Here is a 23,980-nt window from a genome sequence, read left to right on the forward strand (position 1 = left end):
TTCGCGCGCCGCCTCATTCGCTCACCCCACGCAGTGCGAGGCCGAAGGCGACCACGCACGACGGGTCGTGCAGCAGGCCGACGTCGAGCGGTTGTTCGGTGTCGGCATCGGCGAGCGGCGCGCATTCGAACGGCAGCACCGGACTGCCGAGCACGTCGCCGATATCCGCGAGCGAAAACTGCACGCCCGCCAGCATCGAGAGATCGCCCGACACCAGCGTGCAGCCGACCTGCGCGCCGCGCGCCAGATCGCGCAACGCCTCGACGAGATCGGCGTATTCGAGCGCGGGAAAACGCATGCGGCGGGTGACGGATTCGTCGGCGACGAGCCAGCCGTGTATGCCGTCGGCGCCGACCCAGAGCGCGGCCCAGGTCTCGTGCGGCGGCAACTCGAACGCCGCCGCGTGGCGCATCGCACGCAGCGCCGCGTGCGCTTCGTCGTCCAGCGCGCAGAGCGTGATGCCCGCCATCGCCGCACACTCGATGCGCGTTTCGAGATGCGCGCGCGCCGTGGCCGCGATCGTCACGCGCGCCTCGCGCAGCACAGCCGTGCCGAGGGCCGACGCACCCGACGCACCCGACGCACCCGACGCACCCGACGAGCCAGGCGAATCGGGCGAATCGCACGAGCCGAGCGAATAGATGGACCCGAACGGACCCACCTGCCAGTCGACCGCCAGCTCATGCCGCTCGATGCCCGCCACGCGCTCGGCCTCGGCCAGCACCAGCGGTTCGAGCTCCGTATAAAGCCCCGACACGTCCGCCCGCCACGCAGGCGACCCGGCCTCCGGCACGAGCCGCGCGAGCGGCACCGTGGCCAGCAGCGTCGCGCCCGTGGGCAAGGCCATCGCACAGCGCAGACCGGCCTGGGCGCACGCCCGAGGCAGCGCGCCGAACAGCGCGCGCAACGCCGCCGCCAGCGCCGTGCGGTCGGCGATCTCCGCGCCCGACAGCACCTCGCGCCCCAGCGGCGCACGCGCCAGCCACTCGATGCGCAGCGGACCGCCGCCGAACAGCGGCTCGCTGAGCACGACCAGCGTGATGCCGCGCGCGCTCACGTCCACGCCCGCGGCATGACGGCGAGCATTCAACAACAGCGGATTGAGCAGGCTCATCGCATTTCTCCCGTGTGCTTTGCGCCGCGAACCGTTCGTGGCGCGTTGCTGGGATTGTGCGAAGCGTCCGCTCGCGCGAACACTCGGCCGGATGGCCAATCTCGCAGCGAATCCGATCGGGATGCTTCTCCGCGCCATGAGACGCGGCTAGAGTGAGCACTCTGTCGTGCGTCATCTGTCCCGCTAGCGTCCGCCCTGCACCTGCGCCATACACCGGCCGAGACGCTGCACGACCCGCCTCAAGCCGTGCGTAAGCTTTCCGAAAGCACGCGAGGCGGGCGGCTATAATCGCGGGACTGTTTTTCCGGTAACCGTATGCAAGACGTCCAGCCTCCCTCGTCCGCTCCGTCCACCCCGCCGGAGCCGCCCGCCCCGACCCGGCGCAAGCGGCCCTGGTGGGTCAAGCTGCTGATCGGTTTTGTCGTGCTGATCGCGGGCGGCGCCGCGTGCGTCGCGCTCGTGCTCGGCTACGCGCTGATCGTCGCCACGCCGAATCTGCCGTCGCTCGAGGCGCTCACCGACTACCGGCCCAAGGTGCCGCTGCGCATCTACACGCGCGACCACGTGCTGATCGGCGAATTCGGCGAGGAGCGGCGCGACATCGTCCATTTCCAGGACGTGCCGGACAATCTGAAGAAAGCCATCCTCGCCATCGAAGACGCGCGCTTCTACGAGCACGGCGGCGTCGACCTGACCGGCATCGCGCGCGCGGGCATCGTCGCCCTGACGAACGGCCATGCGTCGCAGGGCGCGAGCACGATCACCATGCAGGTGGCGCGCAACTTCTTCCTGTCGAGCGAAAAGACCTACACGCGCAAGATCTACGAGATGCTGCTCGCCTACAAGATCGAGTCGAAGCTCTCGAAGGACCAGATCCTCGAGGTCTACATGAACCAGATCTATCTGGGGCAGCGCGCCTACGGCTTCGCGAGCGCCGCGCGCGTGTACTTCGGCAAGGATCTGAAGGACCTCACGCTCGCCGAATGCGCGATGCTCGCGGGGCTGCCGAAGGCGCCGTCGGCGTATAACCCGGTCGTCAATCCGAAGCGCGCGAAGGTGCGTCAGGAATACATCCTCGAACGCATGCTGGAGTTGCATTACATCACCCAGCAGCAGTACGACGACGCCGCGGCGCAACCGCTCGTCGTGAAGGGCCAGGGCAAGGAATTCAGCGTGCACGCGGAGTACGTGGCGGAAATGGTGCGTCAGATGATGTACGCGCAGTACCACGAAGAGGCCTACACGCGTGGTCTGAACGTGGTCACGACCATCGATTCCGCCGACCAGGACGTGGCCTACCGCGCGCTGCGCAAGGGGCTGATGGATTACGAGCGGCGTCACGGCTATCGCGGCCCGGAAGCTTTCATCGACCTGCCCGCCGACGCCGACGACCGCGAACAGGCCATCGACGACGCTTTGATCGAGCATCCGGACAACGGCGAACTCGTGGCGGCCGTGGTCACCTCGGCGAGCCCGAAGGAAGTGCAGGCCACCTTCATGGACGGCAACACGGCCAGCATCACCGGCGACGGCCTGCGCTTCGCGCAGTACAACCTCTCCGCGCGCGCGCAGCCGAGCCAGAAGATCCGCCCGGGCGCGATCATCCGCGTGGCGCGCAACAACGCGGGCGAATGGTCGATTACGCAGTTGCCGCAGATCGAGGGCGCGTTCGTCTCGGTGGTGCCGCAGGACGGCGCGATCCGCGCGCTGGTGGGCGGCTTCGACTTCAACAAGAACAAGTTCAACCACGTCACGCAGGCGTGGCGCCAGCCGGGTTCGAGCTTCAAGCCGTTCATCTATTCGGCGTCGCTCGACAAGGGGCTCGGGCCGGCCACGATCATCAACGACGCGCCGCTCTTCTTCAGCGCGGCGGAAACCGGCGGCCAGGCGTGGGAGCCGAAGAACTATGGCGGCGGCTTCGACGGCCCCATGACCATGCGCACGGCGCTCATGAAGTCGAAGAACCTCGTGTCGATCCGCATCCTCAACCACATCGGCACGAAGTACGCGCAGCAGTACATCACGCACTTCGGCTTCGACGCCGAGCGTCATCCGGCCTATCTGCCGATGGCGCTGGGCGCGGGCCTCGTCACGCCGCTCCAGATGGCGGGCGGTTACGCCGTGTTCGCGAACGGCGGCTATCGCGTGAATCCGTATCTGATCGCCGAAGTCACCGATCAGCGCGGCATGGTGGTCGCGCAGGCGCAGCCGCTCGTCGCGGAGCAGAACGCGCCGCGCGCGATCGATCCGCGCAACGCCTACATCATGAACAGCCTGCTGCAGAGCGTGGCGCAGCGCGGCACGGGCGCGAAGTCGAACGTCCTCAAGCGCACCGACCTCGGCGGCAAGACCGGTACGACCAACGATTCGCGCGACGCCTGGTTCGCGGGCTACCAGCACACGCTCGCGGCCATCGCGTGGATCGGCTACGACAATCCGCGCAGCCTCGGCGACCGCGAAACCGGCGGCGGCCTTTCGCTGCCCGTGTGGATCGACTACATGCAGAAGGCGCTCAACGGCGTGCCCGAGTACAAGATGCCGATGCCCGACGGCATCGTCACGCTCGGCGACGAGCTGTATTACGCCGACGCCACGCCGGGCCATGGTTTCGTCTCCACGGTGGGCATCAGCCAGGCGGCGCTCGACGCGGCGGCGAGCGGCGAACAGGGCGCGCAGGGTTCGTCCGAGAGCGAGCCCGCGCACGTCAACGCGCAGGAGAAGGAAGACATCATGAATCTGTTCCGCAAGCACTGATTCACCGATGCTGCAAACGCAAAACGGGCACCCGAGGGGTGCCCGTTTTTCATGCTGCGGCCGCGTTAGCGGGACTTCACGGCGTGAACGTCACGGTCTCGCCGGCCTGCTCCGTCGCGTACGCGGTGAGCGCCGAGAAGAACTCGGTGCCCGTGCGCGTGTCGAGCCATTGCTCGTCGATGAAGCGGTAATGGAAACCGCCCGCTTTCGCCGCGATCCAGATCTCCTTCATCGGCGGCTGCAGATTCACGATGATCTTCGAGCGGTTCTCGAATTCGAGTGTCAGAACGTTGCCGCTGCGCTCGAGCTCGATATCGGCTCCGCTCGCGTCGACACCGCGCTCGACGGCCGCCAGCACGGCCTCCGCGCGGCTCAGGTAGTCACTATCTGCCATGCTAAACTCCACCGGTTAATCATTCAGGGACAATTATGCGTGTCAATTCCAGGATGCGCGCACTGGCATCCCGCATCTCGGCGTCCGGCGCGATTCTAACGGCTTTCGCGATCGGCGCCGCGTCACTCGCGGGTTGCGGCCAGAAAGGGCCGCTCTACATGCCCACGGTGCCGCCGCTCCCGCAGAAACCGAATTTCGAAACGCAGCCCGACGACAACGCGCAAACCCTGCCGAACGCGGCCTCGGGCGCGCAGGCCGGCTCGGTGCCCGATACCACCGGCACGCCGCTGTCGCTGTCGACCGACCCTGAACTGAATTCCGCGCCCGCGGCCGCCAGCGGCGCGCAAGCGGCCTCGGCCGCCGCGCCCGCTCAATAGCACCGACTCAACCAGACGCTCGCATGACCCAGCCCGCTTTTCATCGTGTCGACGGCACGCTTTTCGTCGAAGGCGTGTCCGCCGCCGACCTCGCCGCGCAGTACGGCACCCCGCTCTACGTCTACTCGCGCGCCGCGCTCAGCAGCGCATGGCACGCCTACGCCGACGCCTGCGCGGGCCGCCGCGCGAGCGTGCACGTCGCCGTGAAGGCCAACAGCAATCTCGCCGTGCTGAACGTATTCGCGCGCGAAGGCGCGGGCTTCGACATCGTGTCGGGCGGCGAACTGGCGCGCGTGCTGGCCGCCGGCGGCAAGGCGCAGAACACGGTGTTCTCGGGCGTGGGCAAGCATGCCGACGAAATGCGCGTGGCGCTCGAAGCGGGCGTGAAGTGCTTCAACGTCGAATCGATTCCCGAACTCGACCGCCTGAACGCCGTCGCGGGCGAACTGGGCAAGAAGGCGCCGGTCTCGCTGCGCGTGAACCCGGACGTCGACGCAAAAACGCATCCGTACATTTCCACGGGCCTGAAGTCGAACAAGTTCGGCATCGCCTTCGAAGACGCGCGCGCCACCTATCGCGCGGCCGCGGCCATGCCGAATCTGCAGGTCGTGGGCATCGACTGCCATATCGGCTCGCAGATCACCGAAGTCGCGCCGTATCTCGACGCCATCGACAAGGTGCTCGAACTCGTCGACCAGATCGAGTCGGACGGCATCGCAATTCATCACATCGACGTGGGCGGCGGTCTCGGCATCCGCTACGACGATGAAACGCCGCCGGACATCGGCGCGTTCGTGCGCACCGTGCTCGACCGCATCGAGGCGCATGGCGCGAAGACCGGCAAGTCGCGCGAAGTCTGGTTCGAGCCGGGCCGCTCGCTGGTCGGCAATGCAGGCATCCTGCTGACGACCGTCGAATTCCTCAAGCCCGGCGCGGAAAAGAACTTCGCGATCGTCGACGCGGCCATGAACGATCTGGCACGCCCCGCGATGTACGAGGCGTATCACGCGATCGAGACGGTCGCAACGCCGGCGGGCGAAGCCAAAACGTGGGACATCGTCGGTCCGGTGTGCGAGAGCGGCGACTGGCTGGGCCGCGAACGCACGCTCGCGATCGAGCCGGGCGACGTGCTGGCGATCCGCTCGGCGGGCGCGTACGGCTTCGCGATGAGCTCGAACTACAACACGCGTCCGCGTGCCGCCGAAATCATGGTCGACGGTGCTCGCACGCACGTCGCGCGCGAGCGCGAAACGGTGCCGCAACTGTTCGCGGGCGAGCATCTGCTGCCGGATTGATTGGACTGACCTGATCGTCGGGCTGTGTTGCCGACCGCATGAAACGAAAAAGCGACGCCGCGTGCGTCGCTTTTTTATTGCGCGGGCGGAGAACCCACGGCGCTCAAGCCGCGCGCGTCGGCCCGCCCGCCTTGAAGCGCGCGACTAGCCACGCGCCGATCCGCCAGCCGAGCAGCACGAGCATGATCGCGCCGTAGAGCTTCGGCAGCGCGAGATCGTGCTTACCGGCCTTCATCCACCAGAAATGCAGAATCGCGAGCACGCCGATCGCATAGATCAGCCGGTGCAGCGTCTGCCAGCGGCGGCCGAGCTTGCGCGCCATCGCGCGCGTCGAGGTGACGGCGAGCGGAATCAGCAACACGAAGGCCGCGAAACCCACCGTGATGAAGGGCCGCTTGCCGACGTCCTTGAGCATCGCGGCCACGTCGAACCATTTGTCGAACCAGATGTAGGTCGTGAAGTGCAGCGCCGCGTAGAAAAACGCGTAGAGGCCGAGCATGCGCCGCAAGCGCACGAGCGCGGTCCAGCCCGTGAGACGGCGCAGCGGCGTGACGGCCAGCGTGATGCAGAGGAACACGAGCGTCCAGAGTCCCGTCGAGCGCGTGATGAATTCGATCGGATTCGCGCCCAGCCGGTCGGTGAAGCCGAACAGCACGATACGCGCGAGCGGATACAGCGAAGCGACGAACACCGCGCCCTTCAGCAATGGCAGCCAGCGCGGACCGCTCGCGGCGCGTGCTTTCGCCTGCGCGGACGGCGCGCCGCCGACACGTCGCCCGGTCGCGTCCGTCGCTTCGTTGGCCTCGCGGGTCGAATTCACATTGTGCTCCATCGCATGCTCAGAAGTTCTTGCGCAGATCCATGCCCTGATACATCGACGCCACCAGATCGCCGTAGCCGTTGTACATCAGCGTCTTGCGCTTGGGCGTGAAAAAGCCGTCCTCGCCGATCCGCCGCTCGGTCGCCTGGCTCCAGCGCGGGTGATCGACGTTCGGATTCACGTTCGAAAAGAAGCCGTACTCGTTGGACGCGTAGGTGTTCCAGCTCGTCGGCGGCTGCTTCTCGACGAAGCGGATCTTCACCAGCGACTTCGCGCTCTTGAAGCCGTACTTCCACGGAATCACCACGCGCACCGGCGCGCCGTTCTGGTTCGGCAGCACCTGCCCGTAGAGCCCGACGGTGAGCAGCGTGAGCGGATTCATCGCTTCGTCCATGCGCAGGCCTTCGGAATACGGCCAGTCGAGAATCGGCTCGGCGAGGCCCGGCATCTGCGAGCGGTCGGCGAGCGTGATGAATTGCACGTATTTCGCGTTGCCGGTCGGCTGCGCACGCTTGACCAGCTCGGACAGCGAAATGCCGATCCACGGAATCACCATCGACCAGCCTTCCACGCAGCGGTGGCGGTACACGCGCTCCTCAAGCGGCGCGATCTTGAGGATGTCGTCGATGTCCCAGACCTTCGCGTTCTTCACCTCGCCTTCCACGCTCACCTTCCACGGACGCGGACGCAGCGTGCTGGCGTTCTGCGCCGGATCGCCCTTGTCGGTGCCGAACTCGTAGAAGTTGTTGTAGGTCGTCACGTCCTTGTACGGCGTGGCCTTGTCGGGCGCGACGAACTTCGGGTTGGTCTTCGCGGCCAGCTTGATCGCTTTCGGGTCGCCCGGCGCGTATTCCGCGAACGCCTCGCGCGCGCCCCCCAACAAGCCGAACGCGCCGACACCGCCCGTCATGCCGCCGAGCGCCACCGCGCCGGCCGCCTTCATCACTCGCCGGCGCTGTTCGAACACCTTTTGCGGCGTGATCTCGCTTGCGGCGATGTCGTCGCCGGTGAGGATGATCCTGCTGCTGCGCTTCGTCCACATGATGTTGCCCTCGTCTGCTTTCCACCGCCTGCCTGGGTGTTTCCTGACTGTCGACCGGCTCCGCACACGATGGTTCGGAGCCCTGTAACACGGCAAACGCACGCGCCGCGCAATCCTTCCCATCCGACGAAAAAAAACCGCCGGAGCGCGTGGCGTCCGGCGGTGAGTTCGTTGTGCGGCGCAGACCGGTTACAGCTTGCCGTAACTATGCAGCCCCGAGAGGAACATGTTCACGCCGAGGAACGCGAAGGTCGTGACCAGCAGGCCCGTGAGTGCCCACCAGGCAGCCACGCCGCCGCGCAGGCCCTTCATGAGGCGCATGTGCAGCCAGGCAGCGTAGTTCAGCCAGACGATCAGCGCCCAGGTTTCCTTCGGGTCCCAGCTCCAGTAGCCGCCCCATGCCTGCGCGGCCCACAGCGCGCCGAGAATCGTGGCGATGGTGAAGAACGCGAAGCCGACGGCGATCGACTTGTACATGACGTCGTCGAGCACCTCCAGCGCGGGCAGGCGGTCCGCCAGCATGCCGCGCTCCTTCATGATGTAGGCCACGCCCACCATCGCCGACAACGCGAAGCTGCCGTAGCCGATGAAGTTCGCCGGCACGTGGATCTTCATCCACCAGCTTTGCAGCGCGGGCACGAGCGGCTGGATCTGCTGCGCGTCGCGCGAGATCGAGTACCACATCAGGAAGCCCACGGCCGCGCTGATCACGAGCAGCACGAAAGCGCCGAGCGCGCGCGTGTTGTAGTGCTTTTCGTAATACAGGTAGAACAGCGCCGTGATCAGGCTGAACAGCACGAACACTTCGTAGAGGTTCGAGATGGGAATATGGCCGACGTCCGCGCCGATCAGGTAGGACTCGTACCAGCGCACCATCAGGCCCGTGAAGCCCATCAACACGGCCGCCCAGGTCAGCTTCGAGCCGATCGAGCCGCCCGAGGGCGAGCGCGAGAGCAGGCCGATCCAGTAGAACAGCGTGGCGAGCACGAACAGCGCGCTCATCCACAGAATGGCCGACTGGCTGGAGAGGAAGTACTTGAGGAAGAACGCCTGGTCGGCGCGCGCGAGGTCGCCCTGATAGATCTGGATCGCGCCGATCGACATCACGGCGATGCCCGCCATCAGCAGACGCGCCGGTTTCCAGCGCCAGCCGAGCACGACGAGCGCCGGCACCGTGCCGCACATCACGAGCTTGTCGTAGTAGTTCATGTGCGCGTGGTAGCGCGACAGCGCGAAGCCCGCGCCCGCCACCAGCACCAGCGCGAACAGCCAGTCGACCAGCGTCAGGCGGCGCAGGAAGGGGCGTTCGTCGAAGAAGTCGTCGGCGGGCAAATCGTGCGCCGCGGTCTGCACCGCGGCGCGGTCTGCGCGGCGGGCCTTTGCGGATGAGGAAACCTGAGTCAAGTCCATGGGCTTACCGGTGTTGATCGTGAATGTCCGTGAAGCGCGCGCAAAACGTGAAAAGCGCGCAAGGATCGCGAGGATCAAGGTGCACGGTCCGTCCCGCCTTCGTTTGCGTTGCGGTCCGCCTTGGCGTGAGCGTCGGCGTCGGCATCGTCTTCGGCGGCCTGCGCTTTCGCGCCGAGCGCGCGCGCGACAGCTTCGCGGGTACGGGCAAATTCCTTCTCGAAGTCGAGTGTACGGCGCGCGGTTGACATCGCCATGATGACGTTCACGCCGCCGCCTGCTTCGCCATTCCGGTCCTTCAGCCAGAACCACAGACGCCGCTCGCGCACGTAGAACATCGAGAAGATGCCGAGCACGAGCAACAGGCTGCCAAGATACACGACTTTTTTGCCCGGTGCGCGCGTCAACTGAAATACCGAAGCTTGCACCTGCTTGAATGAATCGAGCTGTAGATAGACGGGCGATCCATACAGAAAGCTGTCGGATACCGCGTTGATCGCGTCCTGAACGAAGCGCGCCGAGTCGGCGTCCGGCTTCAGATCGGGCTCGCCGGCCTGCTCGCGCGCGAGCTGCCAGAGATCCCACGTCGCGCCTTCGAGCATGCGCAGCAAGAGGCCCGCGGCCTTCTCCTGCTGGTCTTTCGGCACCGACTTGTCGATGAACGCCGCCACCGCCTGGAAGCCGCCCTGCTGCGCTTTCGGCGCGGCCTGGGTCGAATCGTCGGCGCCCGCGAACAGGGTCAGCACGCGCAGCGCGCTGTCTTCGAGATGCTGCTGAAGCTCGCGATTCGCTTCGGGGACCGAACGCAGGGCGAAGCGGTGCGCCGCCTGGGCGCGCAGCGCCGGGTCCTCGTAGGCCGCGCGCAGCATCATCCATTCCTTCATGGTGCCGCCGCTGTCGGCCGGAATGCGCAGGTAACGGAACGGATCGTCGGGGTTCTCGCGCATGCCCGCGAGGAACATGCGCTCGCCGTTCACGTCGACGGGCAGCATATAGTTGTTGTACTCGCGCGCCTGGCCGTCCTTGTCGCGCACCTTGTATTGCACCGACGGCCCGACGTTATGCAGATCGAGCGGCTTCGAACTCTTCGCGCCCGAACCGAGGCGCTCGTCGAACGCTTCCTTGAGCGTCTGGTGCGCGACGCCGCGCGCGTCGGTCTGACCGCTGCCGTTCGAGATGTTCTCGACGTTGATGGCGCGGAAATCGGCGAACTCGATGGTCTGGCCGTCCACGCCCGGCACGCTCTGGCCCGCGAGCAGTTTGAGCGGCGCCGAGTTGCCGATCGTGCCGCCGAACGGGAAACTCTTCGCGCTCGCACCGTTCATCGGCCAGGCGGTCATCTGCATCTGCGAGCCGCCGTCCTGGAAGCTCGACTGGTAGATCGACACGCCGTCGTACGTGAACGGCTCGTTCACCTCGATGCGCGCCGGAATGCGCTTGCCGGTCTGGTGATCGATCACGACGATGTCGCTCGCGAACAGCTTGGGCATGCCGGTCGAGTAGTAGTCGACGATGAACTTGTTGAGCTGGATCGAGAACGGCAGGTCCTGAATCAGCGAGCCGTCGGGCTGGTTCAGGATGGCCGTGGAAACGAACTGGCCTTCGGGCACCCACGCGTAGCCGCGGAAGGTGGGGTTCGAGGCCGAGAGGCGATGTTCGGGCGAGATGTCGTTGATGACCGCGTTGCTGCGGATCGGCGATTTGTCGAACAGCCACATCTGGAATTTGATCGGCAGGTTGCTGTCGAGCAGGCCGCCGATGCAGATCACCACGATCGCGAGGTGGGCGAAGATATAGCCGATCTTCGTGAGCGCGCCGCGCTTGGCCGCGATCAGCGTGGCGCCGTCGGTCTCGCGCGTGACGAAGCGGTAGCCGAGGCGGCCCGCCAGCTTGCTGAGCGTGGCGGCGGTGTGCTCGCGCGTCGCGCCGTCGAGCGCGAACTCGCCCTTGTGGTGGAAGGCGCGCAGGCTGCCTTCGCGCACCTTGTCCTTCCAGCTTTTCATGTCGGCGATCATCTTCGGGCCGTTGCGGATCACGCACAGCGAGATCGACACGACGAGAAAGCCGAGGATCGTCATGAACCACCACGCGCTGTAGACCGTGTAGAGGCTCAGCGAGCGGAAGATGTCGGCCCAGAACGGGCCGAACTGATTCACATAGTTGGGATAGGGGTCGTCCTGCGTGAGCACCGTGCCGATGATGCTCGCGATGGCCAGCACGACCAGCAGCGCAATGGCAAAACGCATCGAACTGAGCAGCTCGATGGCGCTTCTCACCGCCTTCTGGCGGACATTCAACTGCAGACCCTGCGTGGTGACGCTCATTCAAACTCCGCTTCGAGTGCGCACGACGTGCGCGCTTACAGCAAAAAAGGGTGCAGGACCGCCGCATGCGCGCGGTGCCCACACCCTTTTCTTGTTCTTCGACTCCGGCGAAACGGTCAATGCAGACCGGCCGCGTAATCCGCCACCGCCTTGATTTCGTCGTCCGACAGACGGTGCGAGATCGTGTGCATCGGCTCGTTGTTGTTGCGCGTGCCCTGCTGGAAAGCGGTGAGCTGCGTAACGAGATACTCCGACCACTGGCCCGACAGTCGCGGATACTGGATCGGAATGCCCTGCCCGGTCGGGCCGTGGCAGGCAGCGCAGGCGGGCACGCCTTTGTCGGCGATACCGCCGCGCCAGATCTTCTGGCCGAGCGGCACGGTCTTCGCGTCGTGGGCGAAACCGGGCTTGGGCGTCTGCGACGCGAACCAGGCGGCGACGTTGATCATATCCTGATCGGACAGCGCCGATGCGAAGCCCGCCATAATCGCATTATTTCGCACGGGGGGCTTGCCGCCGGGTTGCGGCTTGAAATCCTTGAGCTGTTTGACGAGGTAGTCGGCGTGCTGGCCGGCGAGCTTCGGATAGGCGCCGCCCGCACTGTTGCCATCGGCCGCGTGACAGGCCGCGCACACCTGCGCCGCGATCGCCTGCCCCCGCGCAAGGTCTGGTTTCGCCGGGGTTGCCGGGTCCGCCGCCATCGCTATCATCGACACCCCTGCTGCAAGACCTGCCGTTATCGTAACAATCGCAAAATTGAGTACTTTCAGGGACTTGCACAGTCGATTCATTCGCGCACCTTGTTTCGTCTTGTGGGAATCAGGTTCTGCAATGTACGACAGCGACCGATCTCGCTCGAAAGGCCCGCGCCGGCCTCACGGGTATTCAGTAAACCGTCGCATTGTACAATAGCGCGCAAGGCGCAACCGCGCCAATCGGGCCTCTCCCCGATATCTCAATATCGTTCCCGGGCGCCTCCGGGCGAGGCAGGCCAGCCGCCTCGTTATTTCATAATGTGGTCCTACAGATGGCCTTCCTGCTGCATCAAGCCCGTTTCTTCACGACGGTGAATCACCTGCGCGACCTGCCCGCCACGGCGCGGCCGGAAGTGGCGTTCGCCGGCCGCTCGAACGCGGGCAAATCGACCGCGATCAATCTGCTGTGCAACCAGAAGCGCCTCGCCTTCGCGTCGAAGACGCCTGGCCGCACGCAGCACATCAACTATTTCTCGGTGGGTCCGGCCGACGAACCGTCCGGCTATCTGGTCGACCTGCCCGGCTACGGCTATGCGGAAGTGCCGGAAGCGGCGAAGCAGCACTGGCAGCATCTGCTGTCGGTCTATCTGCAAACGCGCGCGCAACTGAGCGGTCTCGTGCTGATGATGGACGCGCGCCGCCCACTGACCGAACTGGACCGCCGCATGATCGAGTGGTTTGCGCCCACCGGTAAGCCGATTCACGCACTCCTGACGAAATGCGACAAATTGACGCGTCAGGAGAGCGTGCTCGCGCTGCGTTCGACGAACAAGGCGTTCGACGAATACCGGCAACAGGGCTATCAGGGCAAGCTGAGCGCGCAGCTCTTTTCGGCGCTCAAGCGTGTGGGGCTCGATGAGGCCCATGCCGTCATCGAAAGCTGGATCGTGCCCCCGGACAACGCGGCCGAGGCCGGCGAAACCGCCCCCAAAGCCGGCGCGTAAGCGCGTATCGGTCACTTCGTCGTTCCGGCGCAAGCCCCGCGCATCAATGCCGCGGGGCGCGCCGCCGCCATCCGGCGGCACCCTCCCGAACTTTCTTCGTGCCAACGTGCGGCAGCCCACACAAGGTCTGCCCGCAACCGCATGCGCGACGTCGAAAATATGCGCAATGCACGATTCTGGCTGCGCATAAAAAAACCCGCCGTAATTGCCGGCGGGCTAAACAGCCTTATCGAAAAACGACAGGCACCCGCTCAGGGAGGAGAAGCGGGGAGTCTGGCGCAAGGCGCCTCGCTCGATCGGTATGATATACCATTGTCCTGAAAAGTTTCCTGCGCCCAGAGGCGTGGTTCCATTTCAAGCAATTGCAGACGCTTGACCCAGGCGTTGCCACCGCGCGAGCCGCGCAATTGCCGCAGCTTTGCAGCCCCGATTCGAGATATCCGCCGACATGAGCTTCTATCCGCATCACCGTCCGCGCCGCATGCGCCGTGACGACTTCTCGCGCCGCCTGATGCGCGAAAACCTCCTCACCACCAACGATCTGATCTACCCGGTGTTCGTCATCGCGGGCGAGAACGTGCGCGAAGCCGTGCCGTCGATGCCCGGCGTCGAGCGCGTGTCGATCGATCTGCTGATGGGCGTGGCCGAGCAATGCGTCGAGCTGGGCATTCCGGTGCTTTCGCTCTTCCCCGTGGTCGACCCGTCGCTCAAGACGCCCGACGGCATCGAAGCGACCAATCCCGACGGCGTGATTCCGCGCGCCGTGCGCGAACTCAAGAAACGCTTCCCCGATCTGGGCGTGCTCTGCGACGTCGCGCTCGATCCGTACACGAGCCACGGCCAGGACGGCGTGCTCGACGAGAACGGCTACGTCATCAACGACCAGACCATCGAGATCCTCGTCGCGCAGGCGCGCGCGCAGGCCGAAGCGGGCGTCGATATCGTCGCGCCGTCGGACATGATGGACGGCCGCATCGGCGCGATCCGCGAGATGCTCGAGAGCGAGAACCACGTCCACACGAAGATCATGGCCTACTCGGCCAAGTACGCGTCGGCGTTCTACGGCCCGTTCCGCGACGCGGTGGGTTCGGCGTCGAATCTGGGCAAGAGCAACAAGATGACCTACCAGATGGACCCGTCGAACTCGGACGAAGCGCTGCGCGAAGTGCGTCTCGACATCGAGGAAGGCGCGGACATGGTGATGGTCAAGCCCGGCATGCCGTACCTCGACATCGTGCGCCGCGTGAAGGACGAGTTCCGTTTCCCGACCTACGTCTATCAGGTGAGCGGCGAATACGCGATGCTCAAGGCCGCCGCGCAAAACGGCTGGCTCGATCACGACAAGGTGATGATGGAATCGCTGCTCGCGTTCAAGCGCGCGGGCGCGGACGGCATCCTGACGTACTTCGCGCTCGACGCCGCGCGACTGTTGCGCGCGCAGAAGTAAGCGACAGAAATAAGCGACGCTCGCGCAGCGTTCAGATGCGAAAAAGCCCCGGAAAACCGGGGCTTTTTTCATATGCGCGGCGCGGTGAGCGTTGTCGATTCGACCGCTTCGAGCACGCTTAGGTACTCGCCGCCGGCACGACGCGATCGAGGCGCGCGAGGAATTTATCGGCGTTCTCGTAGCCGACCACGCGCAATACTTCGTTACCCTGAGCATCGAAGAAGATGATGCCGGGCGGCCCGAACAGACCGAAGCGCTTGAGCAGCGCCTGATCGTCGGGACTATTCGCGGTCACGTCGGCGCGCAGGAGGCCGAGTTGCGCGAGGCGTGCCTGCACGCGCGCGTCGCTGAACGTGAACTTCTCCATCTCCTTGCAGCTCACGCACCAGTCCGCGTAGAAGTCGAGCATCGCAGGCTTGCCCGCCGACTTGAGCGCCGCGTCGAGTTGCGCCGACGAACGCACGGGCGCGAACACCAGCGCATCCGCGCCGTTCGCGGGCGCGCCCGATGCCGCACCGGCGACCGCGTCACTTGCACCACCCGCGCCGCCCGTGCGCGCGGCGAGCACGGCGAGCGGACGCAGCGGATCGGCCGAGCCCGCCGCCAGACCGACCATCAAGGTCGCGGCCCAGATCGCGAACGCCGCGCCGAGACCACGGCCAAGGCGTCGCCACACGTTGGTTGCGCCCGCATTCGGGGTGAACAGGCCGAGCGCGGCCGCGGCGAGCAGCAGCCAGAGCGCGGCGAGCAGCATCTGCGCCGTCGCGCCCAGCACCGGCCAGACGATCCACAACGCGGCGGCCAGCAGCACGACGCCGAAAAACACCTTCACGCCGTCCATCCACGTGCCCGCGCGCGGCAGCAGCGTGCCCGCGCCGAGGCCGAGAATCATCAGCGGCACGCCGAGACCGATCCCCATCGCGAACAGCGCCGCGCCGCCGAGCACCGCGTTGCCCGTGTGCGCGATGAACGCGAGCACGGCGAACAGCGGCGCGGTCATGCACGCGCCCACCACGAGCGCGGACAGCGCGCCCATCACGGCGACGGCCGCGAACTTGCCGCCCGAGCGGCCCTGCGACGCGCGCGAGGCGCCGTCCTGCCAGCGCTGCGGCAGCGCGATGTCGTAGCCTGCGATCAGCATTACGGCAAAGGCGGTGAGCAGCACGGCGAACACGCCGAGCACCCACGGGTTCTGCAGCCACGCGCCCAGACTCTGGCCGACCAGCGCCGCCGCGATGCCGAGCACCGTATAGACGAGCGCCATGCCGAGCACGTAGACGAACGAAAGCGCGAAGCCGCGCGAGCGCGTCACCTGCGCGCCCTCGCCGACGATGATCGCCGAGAGGATCGGGATCATCGGATACGAACAGGGCAGCAGGCTCAGTACCATGCCCGCGACGAAGTACAAACCGATCACCGCGAAGAAGCCGCCGCCTTGCAGCAGCGACTGCGCGTAGTCGGCGCTCGTGGCGCGTTCGTACCAGGGTTCTTCGGCGCTGCCGGTGTTGGTGGATGCCACAGCGGCTGCGTTGGCGTTGGCGTTGGCGTTGGCGTTGGCGTTGGCGTTGGCGTTGGCGTTGGCGTTGGCGTTTGCAGCGGCGGTGGTCGACGCAACCGCCGTCTGCGCGGGCGCGGCATTCGCCGCTTGCAGCGCCGCACCGCTCACGTGATAGACGTGCTGCGCGGGCGGATAGCAGATGCCCGCATCGGCGCAACCCTGCGACGTCACCGTGAGATCGAACGGGCCGCTCGCCTGCTTCACCGGCACGCGGATCGTCAGTTCCTTGCGATAGGTCTCGACGTTCTTGTTGAACGTCGGATCGAATTTCACGTGGCCGGGCGGAATCTGCGCATCGCCGAGCGTGGCGCCGTTCTGCGCGTCGAACGCGAAGCGCTCGCGGTACATGTAGTAGCCGTCGGCGATCTTGAAGTGGACGTCGACCATGCCCGGCTCTTCGCTCGCACTGAACGTGAAGGCCTGATCGGGCGGCAGGAAGTCGTCGTCGGCATGCGCGGGCGCGGCGCCGAACAGCAGCGGCAGCACGCAGACCACGAACGCGAAAAAGGCCAGCAGCGAAGCGTACGGCGCGGCGCGCAGACGCCGATCGAAGCGGTTAGACATGGAGGGGACGCTGGGTTTCGGTGTTGACCCACTGCCCGTAAGCGGTCGACGCCATCGCCTGCCAGGCGAGGATTTCGGGCGTCTCGTAGGGATGTTGGGTCTGGATGAACTGTTCGAGTTCGGCCGTGCGGGCGAGACTCGTCTTGAAAAGCAGCTGGATTTCGCTGCCGGACTCGATCTTGCCCTGCCAGTGAAAGTCCGAATGCACGGCGCCGAGCCGCGTCACGCAGGCGGCCAGCCGCGCCGCGAGGACGGCGGAAGCGAGCTTGTCGGCGGTGTCCTCGTCGGGCACCGTGGTCAGCATCAGGGTCACATTGAGTGTCACGGCGAACTCCGGCTGGGTGTCCCGCACGCACCACCGCCTGCATGCGCAGGCGAAAGGTCGGGGACTCGAGGCAGGACGTTATCGTACCACCGCCGCCGTCGGCCTTCGTCCGTGCGCCCTGCGGCAACGACGCCCCACCGCAGCCGCGAGGGCGCGTTCAGGGAGCAAACGTCACGCCACGCCGTTTATTCCGCGCTCAAAACAAAAAAGCCAGGCTAGGCCTGGCTTTTTCGCGTGCCGCTCGATCCGGGGATCTCGCGACTGAAAGCTTATTCCGCTTCCTGGATGTTCTCTTCCGTGACTTCCGGACGGTCGAGCAGTTCGACCAGTGCCATCGGTGCGTTGTCGCCAACACGGAAACCGAACTTCAGGATACGCAGGTAGCCGCCCGGACGGTTCGCGAAACGCGGACCGAGCACGTCGAACAGCTTCGTGACCGAGTCACGATCGCGCAGGCGGTTGAACGCCAGACGACGGTTTGCCAGCGACGGCTTCTTGCCCAGCGTGATGAGGGGCTCGACAACCTTACGGAGTTCCTTCGCCTTCGGCAGCGTCGTCTTGATGACTTCGTGCTCGATGAGCGAGTTGGACATGTTACGGAGCATTGCCAGACGGTGGCTGCTCGTGCGGTTCAGTTTCCGCAGACCATGACGGTGACGCATTTCAATTTCCTTGAAACAAAGTTTTGGTCCAGCTCTTCTATCGCCTCACAACAACGTGAAGCACGGGCCGGTACGTGAAAAAGGCAAGACGCGGATTTTAAAGGAAAATCCGCGTCCGTGCCAGACTTCTTACTTGTCGAGACCAGCCGGCGGCCAGTTTTCGAGCTTCATGCCGAGCGTGAGACCGCGCGAAGCGAGCACTTCCTTGATCTCGTTGAGCGACTTGCGACCCAGATTCGGGGTCTTGAGCAGCTCGTTCTCGGTACGCTGGATGAGGTCGCCGATGTAGTAGATGTTCTCGGCCTTCAGGCAGTTCGCCGAGCGAACCGTGAGTTCGAGATCGTCCACCGGACGCAGCAGGATCGGATCGATCTGCGGTGCGCGCGACGGGGCTTCCGCCGCCGTTTCCGTGCCTTCCAGTGCAGCGAACACCGACAGCTGATCCACGAGGATGCGCGCCGACTGGCGGATCGCTTCCTCAGGCGAGATCACGCCGTTGGTTTCGATGTTCATCACGAGCTTGTCGAGGTCGGTACGCTGTTCGACACGCGCGCTTTCCACTGCGTAGCTCACGCGGCGAACCGGCGAGAACGAAGCGTCCAGCACGATGCGGCCGATGATCTTTGCCGACTCGTCGCCGTAACGGCGCACGTTGCCCGGCACGTAGCCGCGGCCCTTCTCGATCTTGATCTGGACGTCGAGCTTGCCGCCCTTCGTCAGATGCGCAACGACGTGTTCCGGGTTGATGACTTCGCAGTCGTGCGAGAGTTCGATGTCGCCAGCGGTGACAACGCCCTCGCCTTCCTTGCGCAGCGTAACCGTCACTTCGTCACGGTTATGCAGCTTGAAGACCACGCCCTTGAGGTTCAACAGCAGGTTGACCACATCCTCTTGCACACCATCGAGCGTCGAGTATTCGTGCACGACGCCTGCGATCGTCACTTCGGTCGGCGCGTAGCCCACCATCGACGACAGCAGCACGCGCCGAAGCGCGTTACCCAAGGTATGGCCATAACCGCGTTCGAACGGCTCCATGACCACTTTCGCGTGGTTGTCGCCGAGCGATTCCACAGCGATGATCTTGGGTTTCAACAAACTGGTTTGCATAGGTTTTCCTTTTCAATACCCTCGGCTCGTTACACCGATAAGGCTGAGATGGCCACAACCTGAAAAAAACAGCCGAGGCTTCCTCCTGCGCGAAGCACAGAGGTTACCCCGGCCGTCAATTCGATTAACGCGAATACAATTCGACGATCAGGCTTTCGTTGATGTCGCCAGCGATGTCGCTGCGCTCCGGCACGCCCTTGAACGTACCTTCGAACTTCTTCGCGTCGACTGCGACCCAACCTGCGATGCCGCCTTGCTCTGCCAGCGAGAGGGCTTCAGCGATACGCGCCTGCTTCTTCGCCTTTTCGCGAATTGCGACGACGTCGCCTGCCTTCACTTGCATCGACGGGATGTTCGCGACGACGCCGTTCAGCGTGAGAGCCTTGTGGCTCACGAGCTGACGCGCTTCAGCGCGGGTCGATGCGAAGCCCATGCGGTACACGACGTTGTCGAGACGCGATTCGAGCAGTTGCAGCAGGTTTTCGCCGGTGTTGCCCTTGATACGATCAGCTTCCGCGAAGTAGCGGCGGAACTGACGCTCGAGCACGCCGTAGATACGCTTCACTTTTTGCTTCTCGCGCAGCTGCGTGCCGTAGTCGGACGTGCGCGCACCCGAGGTGCGGCCGTGCTGACCCGGCTTGCTGTCGAGCTTGCACTTGTCGGCGAGCGAGCGGCGTGCGCTCTTCAGGAAGAGGTCGGTGCCTTCACGGCGGGACAGCTTGGCCTTCGGGCCGATATAACGTGCCACGTTGCTTTCCTTCGATAATTGATCACGCGAAGCCTGAAACGGGGAGACCCCGCGACTCGCGCTAGTCCGGCCCTTTGGACCGAACGGTGGGCTTAGTCAATTCAATAGCGCCGAGAGCCTGGGACGCCGTTACCGGCGGCTCAGGCAGTCGGCAAGCGCGACGCCTTAAATACGACGGCGCTTCGGCGGACGGCAGCCGTTGTGCGGGACCGGCGTCACGTCGGAGATCGCGGTGATCTTGATGCCAAGACCATGCAGCGCGCGCACCGCCGATTCGCGACCCGGGCCGGGGCCCTTGATACGCACTTCGAGGTTCTTGACGCCGTATTCCATTGCAACACGGCCAGCCGATTCAGCTGCGACCTGAGCTGCGAAGGGCGTCGACTTACGCGAACCCTTGAAGCCCTGACCGCCCGACGTTGCCCAGGCGAGTGCATTGCCTTGACGGTCGGTGATCGTGATGATCGTGTTGTTGAACGACGCGTGAACGTGAACCACGCCCTCGGCGACGTTCTTCTTAACCTTCTTGCGAACGCGTTGCGCCGCGGAGTTGTTCGAAGCCTTAGCCATTACGTTTTCCTGTAACTGTCAGAACCGCTTACTTCTTCAGCGACTGTGCTGCGCGGCGCGGACCCTTGCGCGTACGTGCGTTGGTGCGCGTACGCTGGCCACGCAGGGGCAGGCCCTTGCGATGGCGCACGCCGCGGTAGCAGCCGAGATCCATCAGGCGCTTGATGTTCATCGTCGTTTCACGGCGAAGATCGCCTTCGACGACAAACTTGCCCACTTCATCACGCAGCTTTTCCAGATCCGCGTCGTTCAGGTCCTTGACCTTCTTGTCAAACGGGACACCAGCAGCGACGCAGATGTTGCGCGAACGCGTGCGGCCGATACCGAAGATCGCCGTCAGGCCGATTTCCGTGTGCTGGTGGTTCGGGATGTTAACCCCTGCGATACGAGCCATTGTTTTTCCTCAAACAAAAAGCGCAAGCAAAAAGCGCGCTGATCAGCCTTGACGCTGCTTGTGGCGCGGGTCCGTGCTGCAGATCACGCGAACGACGCCGTTGCGCTTGATGATTTTGCAGTTACGGCACATGCGCTTTACCGATGCCATCACTTTCATGATATTACCCTTTTTCTAAATCACTTCGCCCGGAACACGATCCGCGCACGCGACAGATCGTAAGGCGTCAACTCAACTGTCACCTTGTCGCCAGGAAGAATACGGATGTAGTGCATCCGCATCTTCCCGGAAATATGCCCAAGGACCACATGGCCGTTTTCCAGTTTTACCCGGAAGGTGGCGTTAGGGAGGTTTTCTATGACCTCACCTTGCATCTGGATCACATCGTCTTTGGCCATATGTCCTTCAGCGCATCGGGACTCCGCCACCCTTGAAGTTCGCCTTCTTGAGCAGCGATTCGTATTGTTGCGACATGACGTACGACTGCACCTGCGCCATGAAGTCCATTGTGACGACGACAATGATCAGCAGCGACGTGCCACCAAAATAAAACGGCACATTCCAGCGCAGCACCAGAAACTCCGGCAGCAGACAGACAAACACGATATAGATCGCACCGGCCAGCGTCAGACGCGTGAGGATGCGGTCGATATAGCGAGCCGTCTGATCGCCCGGGCGGATGCCAGGAACGAACGCGCCACTCTTCTTCAGGTTGTCGGCCGTTTCCCTGCTGTTGAACACCAGTGCGGTGTAGAAGAAGCAGAAGAAGACGATCGCCAACGCATACAGCAACACGTACACCGGTTGGCCAGGCTTGAGAGCTTCAGCCACGTTGTGCAGCGTGTCTGCGAACCAGTTGGATCGCGAACCCGAGCTGAACCAATTCAGAATCGTTGCCGGGAACAGGATGATCGACGATGCGAAGATCGGCGGAATCACGCCCGACATGTTCAGCTTGAGCGGCAGGTGGGACGACTGCCCGCCGTAAATCTTGTTACCGACCTGACGCTTCGCATAGTTCACGAGGATCTTGCGCTGGCCGCGTTCGATGAACACCACCAGGTACGTCACAGCCGCGATCAGTGCCACGATGATGATCGCCGAGACGGGGCCCATCGAGCCGGTGCGAACCAGTTCAAACAGACCGCCGATTGCATTCGGGAAACCCGCTGCAATCCCGCCGAAGATGATGATCGAAATGCCGTTACCGAGACCGCGTTCCGTGATCTGCTCACCAAGCCACATCAGGAACATCGTGCCCGTCACGAGCGTTACGACCGTCGTCAGGCGAAACACCATGCCCGGATCGATCACGAGGCCAGGCTGGTTTTCCAGCGCGACCGCGATGCCGAACGCCTGAAACGTCGCCAGCACCACCGTGAAGATCCGCGTGTACTGCGTGATCTTGCGTTGCCCGGCTTGCCCTTCCTTCTTCAACGCTTCCAGCTGCGGCGAGACGATCGCCATCAGCTGCAGGATGATCGACGCCGAAATATACGGCATCACACCCAGCGCGAAGATCGTGAAGCGAGACAGCGCGCCACCCGAGAACATGTTGAACATGCCAAGGATGCCGCCCGACTGGCTTTGAAAGAGCTTCGCCAGCTGGTCAGGGTCGATACCCGGAACCGGAATGTGCGCACCGATACGATAAACGACCAGCGCCAGCAGCAAGAACATTGCACGCCGACGCAGGTCGCCGAACTTCGGAGCGCTGCGACCGGTTTTTGCGAGACTCGGGCTAGTAGCCAAGTAGCTTCTCCGATGCAGATGCTAGTGACGGCGGGCGAACCCGCACGCCCCACTCACAATCACTCGGCAAAAGAACCGCCTGCTGCTTCAATCGCAGCACGCGCGTTCTTCGTCGCACCCAGACCCTTCACGACGACCTTACGCTTGATCTCGCCAGTAGCGATGATCTTTGCGCTGCGGGTCAGTTCGCCAATGAGGCCTGCCTGCTTGAGAGCCAGCAGATCGATTTCGTCGACCGGCAGCTTCTCGATGTCGGCGAGGCGCACTTCACCGACGAATTCCTTCGTCAGCGAGGTGAAGCCACGCTTCGGCAGACGACGCTGCAGCGGCATTTGACCGCCTTCGAAGCCAACCTTGTGGAAGCCGCCCGAACGCGATTTCTGACCCTTGTGACCACGGCCAGCGGTCTTGCCGAGGCCGGAGCCGATGCCGCGACCGACGCGACGCTTTGCGTGCTTCGCGCCTTCTGCCGGCTTCAGGTTATTCAATTCCATTTTCAACTCCTGGAGTCTTGGTCGACCGCTTAGCCGATGACCTTAACGAGGTACGAGACCTTGTTGATCATGCCGCGCACAGCCGGCGTGTCCTGAAGCTCGGAGACCGAGTTCAGGCGGCGCAGGCCGAGACCGCGCACGGTGGCACGGTGCGTTTCGCGGGTCCCAATCAGGCTCTTGACGAGCTGAACCTTGACAGTTTTTTCAGACATGGTGCCCACCCTTAGCCCAGAATTTCTTCGACGGACTTGCCGCGCTTCGCCGCGATGTCGGCCGGGGTCGACTGCTTGCGCAGACCGTCCAGCGTTGCACGAACGAGGTTGTACGGGTTCGTCGAACCGTGGCTCTTGGCCACGACGTTCTGCACGCCCATCACGTCGAACACTGCGCGCATCGGGCCGCCGGCGATCACGCCCGTACCAGCCTTCGCCGGAGCGAGGAGGACGACCGATGCGCCATGCTTGCCGTGCACTTCGTGTTGCAGGGTGCCGTTCTTCAGGGGCACCTTGAACATGTTGCGACGAGCTTGTTCCATCGCCTTCTGGACAGCGACGGGCACTTCTTTCGACTTGCCCTTGCCCATACCGACGCGGCCATCACCATCGCCAACCACGGTCAGTGCGGCGAAGCCGAGAATACGGCCACCCTTCACGACCTTGGTCACGCGATTGACCGAAATCATTTTTTCACGAAGGCCGTCGTCGCGTTCGTCAGCCTGAACTTTCGCTTGCATCTTTGCCATGACGAATTCCTTCCTTAGAACTTGAGCCCGGCTTCGCGCGCAGCATCAGCCAGCGCCTTGACGCGGCCGTGATAGCGGAAACCCGAGCGGTCAAAGGCGACGGATTCGATGCCGGCGGCCTTAGCCTTTTCTGCGATACGCTTGCCGATCAGCGAGGCAGCGGCGACATTGCCACCCTTGCCCGACTGGTCAGCCAGTTGCGCACGCACTTCGGCTTCAAGCGTCGACGCGCTGGCCAGCACCTTGGTGCCGCAGGGCGAGAACACTTGCGCATAAATGTGCGTGTTCGTGCGATGCACGGCCAGGCGCGCGACTTGCAGCTCAGCGATCTTGAGACGCGTCTGACGAGCGCGGCGCAGGCGAGATTGAGTCTTATCCATGATTGCGCACC

The 23,980-nt window shown here is 64.3% G+C and carries 26 protein-coding genes; 5 read left to right on the forward strand and 21 right to left on the reverse strand.

Features of this window, described 5'->3' with window-relative positions; translation table 11 throughout:
• Positions 1 to 13: 13 nt before the first annotated feature.
• Positions 14 to 1,114: a type IV pilus biogenesis protein PilM gene (locus tag G5S35_RS13220; protein ID WP_183038370.1), complete on the reverse strand. Its 1,101-nt coding sequence runs from the start codon at positions 1,112 to 1,114 to the stop codon at positions 14 to 16.
• Positions 1,115 to 1,429: 315 nt separating this feature from the next.
• On the opposite strand from G5S35_RS13220, the gene G5S35_RS13225 reads away from it, so the two are divergent.
• Positions 1,430 to 3,868, forward strand: coding sequence for a penicillin-binding protein 1A (locus G5S35_RS13225; protein WP_176081418.1), 2,439 nt, complete (start codon positions 1,430 to 1,432; stop codon positions 3,866 to 3,868).
• Between the two features lie 76 nt (positions 3,869 to 3,944).
• Here the strand turns inward: G5S35_RS13225 and cyaY are convergent, their stop codons facing one another.
• Positions 3,945 to 4,262, reverse strand: a complete 318-nt coding sequence (cyaY, locus tag G5S35_RS13230) for an iron donor protein CyaY (RefSeq protein WP_065062754.1) — start codon at positions 4,260 to 4,262, stop codon at positions 3,945 to 3,947.
• Positions 4,263 to 4,315: 53 nt separating this feature from the next.
• Between cyaY and lptM the strand changes: the two genes are divergently transcribed.
• Both lptM and lysA read left to right on the forward strand, forming a co-directional pair.
• Complete coding sequence (gene lptM / locus G5S35_RS13235; RefSeq protein WP_065062757.1) at positions 4,316 to 4,639, forward strand: LPS translocon maturation chaperone LptM; 324 nt, start codon at positions 4,316 to 4,318, stop codon at positions 4,637 to 4,639.
• Between the two features lie 23 nt (positions 4,640 to 4,662).
• Positions 4,663 to 5,934 (forward strand): diaminopimelate decarboxylase, encoded by a 1,272-nt coding sequence (gene lysA / locus G5S35_RS13240; RefSeq protein ID WP_065062759.1) that lies wholly within the window; start codon positions 4,663 to 4,665, stop codon positions 5,932 to 5,934.
• A 103-nt stretch (positions 5,935 to 6,037) separates the two neighbouring features.
• On the opposite strand, the gene msrQ is transcribed toward lysA, so the two are convergent.
• From msrQ to G5S35_RS13265, 5 genes are all read right to left on the reverse strand, one after another.
• Positions 6,038 to 6,766, reverse strand: coding sequence for a protein-methionine-sulfoxide reductase heme-binding subunit MsrQ (gene msrQ, locus G5S35_RS13245; RefSeq protein WP_183038371.1), 729 nt, complete (start codon positions 6,764 to 6,766; stop codon positions 6,038 to 6,040).
• A 7-nt stretch (positions 6,767 to 6,773) separates the two neighbouring features.
• Positions 6,774 to 7,796 (reverse strand): protein-methionine-sulfoxide reductase catalytic subunit MsrP, encoded by a 1,023-nt coding sequence (gene msrP / locus G5S35_RS13250; protein ID WP_183038372.1) that lies wholly within the window; start codon positions 7,794 to 7,796, stop codon positions 6,774 to 6,776.
• A gap of 189 nt (positions 7,797 to 7,985) precedes the next feature.
• Entirely contained in the window at positions 7,986 to 9,206 is a 1,221-nt protein-coding gene (gene ccsB / locus G5S35_RS13255) for a c-type cytochrome biogenesis protein CcsB (RefSeq protein ID WP_065062765.1), read from the reverse strand.
• A gap of 74 nt (positions 9,207 to 9,280) precedes the next feature.
• Entirely contained in the window at positions 9,281 to 11,527 is a 2,247-nt protein-coding gene (locus tag G5S35_RS13260; RefSeq protein WP_183038373.1) for a cytochrome c biogenesis protein ResB, read from the reverse strand.
• A 116-nt stretch (positions 11,528 to 11,643) separates the two neighbouring features.
• On the reverse strand, positions 11,644 to 12,318 hold the full coding sequence (locus tag G5S35_RS13265) for a c-type cytochrome (RefSeq protein WP_065062769.1): 675 nt from the start codon (positions 12,316 to 12,318) through the stop codon (positions 11,644 to 11,646).
• A 236-nt stretch (positions 12,319 to 12,554) separates the two neighbouring features.
• Here G5S35_RS13265 and yihA point away from each other — a divergent pair, with 236 nt between their 5' ends.
• Both yihA and hemB read left to right on the forward strand, forming a co-directional pair.
• A complete protein-coding gene (gene yihA, locus G5S35_RS13270) occupies positions 12,555 to 13,226 on the forward strand; it encodes a ribosome biogenesis GTP-binding protein YihA/YsxC (protein WP_065062770.1) in 672 nt (223 codons plus the stop codon).
• A 448-nt stretch (positions 13,227 to 13,674) separates the two neighbouring features.
• Positions 13,675 to 14,673, forward strand: a complete 999-nt coding sequence (hemB, locus tag G5S35_RS13275; protein ID WP_065062772.1) for a porphobilinogen synthase — start codon at positions 13,675 to 13,677, stop codon at positions 14,671 to 14,673.
• 118 nt (positions 14,674 to 14,791) lie between these two features.
• Here the strand turns inward: hemB and dsbD are convergent, their stop codons facing one another.
• The 14 genes from dsbD to rplR all read right to left on the reverse strand — a co-directional run bounded on the left by dsbD (position 14,792) and on the right by rplR (position 23,969).
• The gene (gene dsbD / locus G5S35_RS13280) at positions 14,792 to 16,795 is read right to left on the reverse strand and encodes a protein-disulfide reductase DsbD (RefSeq protein ID WP_183038374.1); all 2,004 of its coding nucleotides are present in this window, start codon (positions 16,793 to 16,795) and stop codon (positions 14,792 to 14,794) included.
• The gene (gene cutA / locus G5S35_RS13285) at positions 16,788 to 17,120 is read right to left on the reverse strand and encodes a divalent-cation tolerance protein CutA (RefSeq protein WP_065062776.1); all 333 of its coding nucleotides are present in this window, start codon (positions 17,118 to 17,120) and stop codon (positions 16,788 to 16,790) included. Before cutA ends, dsbD begins: the two co-directional genes overlap by 8 nt.
• A gap of 269 nt (positions 17,121 to 17,389) precedes the next feature.
• Entirely contained in the window at positions 17,390 to 17,782 is a 393-nt protein-coding gene (gene rplQ, locus G5S35_RS13290; RefSeq protein ID WP_027819334.1) for a 50S ribosomal protein L17, read from the reverse strand.
• A gap of 129 nt (positions 17,783 to 17,911) precedes the next feature.
• Positions 17,912 to 18,889: a DNA-directed RNA polymerase subunit alpha gene (locus G5S35_RS13295; protein ID WP_027819335.1), complete on the reverse strand. Its 978-nt coding sequence runs from the start codon at positions 18,887 to 18,889 to the stop codon at positions 17,912 to 17,914.
• A gap of 124 nt (positions 18,890 to 19,013) precedes the next feature.
• Positions 19,014 to 19,637: a 30S ribosomal protein S4 gene (gene rpsD, locus G5S35_RS13300; protein ID WP_065062778.1), complete on the reverse strand. Its 624-nt coding sequence runs from the start codon at positions 19,635 to 19,637 to the stop codon at positions 19,014 to 19,016.
• A gap of 165 nt (positions 19,638 to 19,802) precedes the next feature.
• The gene (gene rpsK / locus G5S35_RS13305) at positions 19,803 to 20,207 is read right to left on the reverse strand and encodes a 30S ribosomal protein S11 (protein WP_006052224.1); all 405 of its coding nucleotides are present in this window, start codon (positions 20,205 to 20,207) and stop codon (positions 19,803 to 19,805) included.
• Between the two features lie 28 nt (positions 20,208 to 20,235).
• The gene (gene rpsM / locus G5S35_RS13310; RefSeq protein ID WP_065062780.1) at positions 20,236 to 20,601 is read right to left on the reverse strand and encodes a 30S ribosomal protein S13; all 366 of its coding nucleotides are present in this window, start codon (positions 20,599 to 20,601) and stop codon (positions 20,236 to 20,238) included.
• A gap of 42 nt (positions 20,602 to 20,643) precedes the next feature.
• A complete protein-coding gene (gene rpmJ / locus G5S35_RS13315) occupies positions 20,644 to 20,760 on the reverse strand; it encodes a 50S ribosomal protein L36 (RefSeq protein ID WP_027797300.1) in 117 nt (38 codons plus the stop codon).
• A 20-nt stretch (positions 20,761 to 20,780) separates the two neighbouring features.
• On the reverse strand, positions 20,781 to 20,999 hold the full coding sequence (gene infA / locus G5S35_RS13320; protein ID WP_004521905.1) for a translation initiation factor IF-1: 219 nt from the start codon (positions 20,997 to 20,999) through the stop codon (positions 20,781 to 20,783).
• A gap of 7 nt (positions 21,000 to 21,006) precedes the next feature.
• On the reverse strand, positions 21,007 to 22,353 hold the full coding sequence (gene secY / locus G5S35_RS13325; RefSeq protein ID WP_065062782.1) for a preprotein translocase subunit SecY: 1,347 nt from the start codon (positions 22,351 to 22,353) through the stop codon (positions 21,007 to 21,009).
• Positions 22,354 to 22,412: 59 nt separating this feature from the next.
• Positions 22,413 to 22,847: a 50S ribosomal protein L15 gene (gene rplO / locus G5S35_RS13330; protein WP_183038375.1), complete on the reverse strand. Its 435-nt coding sequence runs from the start codon at positions 22,845 to 22,847 to the stop codon at positions 22,413 to 22,415.
• A 29-nt stretch (positions 22,848 to 22,876) separates the two neighbouring features.
• A complete protein-coding gene (gene rpmD, locus G5S35_RS13335; protein WP_010106952.1) occupies positions 22,877 to 23,059 on the reverse strand; it encodes a 50S ribosomal protein L30 in 183 nt (60 codons plus the stop codon).
• Between the two features lie 11 nt (positions 23,060 to 23,070).
• On the reverse strand, positions 23,071 to 23,589 hold the full coding sequence (gene rpsE, locus G5S35_RS13340; RefSeq protein ID WP_027819342.1) for a 30S ribosomal protein S5: 519 nt from the start codon (positions 23,587 to 23,589) through the stop codon (positions 23,071 to 23,073).
• 14 nt (positions 23,590 to 23,603) lie between these two features.
• The gene (rplR, locus tag G5S35_RS13345) at positions 23,604 to 23,969 is read right to left on the reverse strand and encodes a 50S ribosomal protein L18 (protein ID WP_027819343.1); all 366 of its coding nucleotides are present in this window, start codon (positions 23,967 to 23,969) and stop codon (positions 23,604 to 23,606) included.
• Positions 23,970 to 23,980: the final 11 nt, after the last annotated feature.

Source organism: Paraburkholderia tropica, assembly GCF_014171495.1.
Taxonomy (GTDB): Bacteria; Pseudomonadota; Gammaproteobacteria; order Burkholderiales; family Burkholderiaceae; genus Paraburkholderia; species Paraburkholderia tropica.

Bases quoted from the DNA above. Each gene is read 5' to 3' on its own strand.
- G5S35_RS13220 (WP_183038370.1), bottom strand. From the start codon at position 1,114: ATGAGCCTGCTCAATCCGCTGTTGTTGAATGCTCGCCGTCATGCCGCG.
- G5S35_RS13225 (WP_176081418.1), top strand. From the start codon at position 1,430: ATGCAAGACGTCCAGCCTCCCTCGTCCGCTCCGTCCACCCCGCCGGAG.
- cyaY (WP_065062754.1), bottom strand. From the start codon at position 4,262: ATGGCAGATAGTGACTACCTGAGCCGCGCGGAGGCCGTGCTGGCGGCC.
- lptM (WP_065062757.1), top strand. From the start codon at position 4,316: ATGCGCGCACTGGCATCCCGCATCTCGGCGTCCGGCGCGATTCTAACG.
- lysA (WP_065062759.1), top strand. From the start codon at position 4,663: ATGACCCAGCCCGCTTTTCATCGTGTCGACGGCACGCTTTTCGTCGAA.
- msrQ (WP_183038371.1), bottom strand. From the start codon at position 6,766: ATGGAGCACAATGTGAATTCGACCCGCGAGGCCAACGAAGCGACGGAC.
- msrP (WP_183038372.1), bottom strand. From the start codon at position 7,796: ATGTGGACGAAGCGCAGCAGCAGGATCATCCTCACCGGCGACGACATC.
- ccsB (WP_065062765.1), bottom strand. From the start codon at position 9,206: ATGGACTTGACTCAGGTTTCCTCATCCGCAAAGGCCCGCCGCGCAGAC.
- G5S35_RS13260 (WP_183038373.1), bottom strand. From the start codon at position 11,527: ATGAGCGTCACCACGCAGGGTCTGCAGTTGAATGTCCGCCAGAAGGCG.
- G5S35_RS13265 (WP_065062769.1), bottom strand. From the start codon at position 12,318: ATGAATCGACTGTGCAAGTCCCTGAAAGTACTCAATTTTGCGATTGTT.
- yihA (WP_065062770.1), top strand. From the start codon at position 12,555: ATGGCCTTCCTGCTGCATCAAGCCCGTTTCTTCACGACGGTGAATCAC.
- hemB (WP_065062772.1), top strand. From the start codon at position 13,675: ATGAGCTTCTATCCGCATCACCGTCCGCGCCGCATGCGCCGTGACGAC.
- dsbD (WP_183038374.1), bottom strand. From the start codon at position 16,795: ATGTCTAACCGCTTCGATCGGCGTCTGCGCGCCGCGCCGTACGCTTCG.
- rplQ (WP_027819334.1), bottom strand. From the start codon at position 17,782: ATGCGTCACCGTCATGGTCTGCGGAAACTGAACCGCACGAGCAGCCAC.
- G5S35_RS13295 (WP_027819335.1), bottom strand. From the start codon at position 18,889: ATGCAAACCAGTTTGTTGAAACCCAAGATCATCGCTGTGGAATCGCTC.
- rpsK (WP_006052224.1), bottom strand. From the start codon at position 20,207: ATGGCTAAGGCTTCGAACAACTCCGCGGCGCAACGCGTTCGCAAGAAG.
- rpsM (WP_065062780.1), bottom strand. From the start codon at position 20,601: ATGGCTCGTATCGCAGGGGTTAACATCCCGAACCACCAGCACACGGAA.
- rpmJ (WP_027797300.1), bottom strand. From the start codon at position 20,760: ATGAAAGTGATGGCATCGGTAAAGCGCATGTGCCGTAACTGCAAAATC.
- infA (WP_004521905.1), bottom strand. From the start codon at position 20,999: ATGGCCAAAGACGATGTGATCCAGATGCAAGGTGAGGTCATAGAAAAC.
- rplO (WP_183038375.1), bottom strand. From the start codon at position 22,847: ATGGAATTGAATAACCTGAAGCCGGCAGAAGGCGCGAAGCACGCAAAG.
- rpmD (WP_010106952.1), bottom strand. From the start codon at position 23,059: ATGTCTGAAAAAACTGTCAAGGTTCAGCTCGTCAAGAGCCTGATTGGG.
- rpsE (WP_027819342.1), bottom strand. From the start codon at position 23,589: ATGGCAAAGATGCAAGCGAAAGTTCAGGCTGACGAACGCGACGACGGC.
- rplR (WP_027819343.1), bottom strand. From the start codon at position 23,969: ATGGATAAGACTCAATCTCGCCTGCGCCGCGCTCGTCAGACGCGTCTC.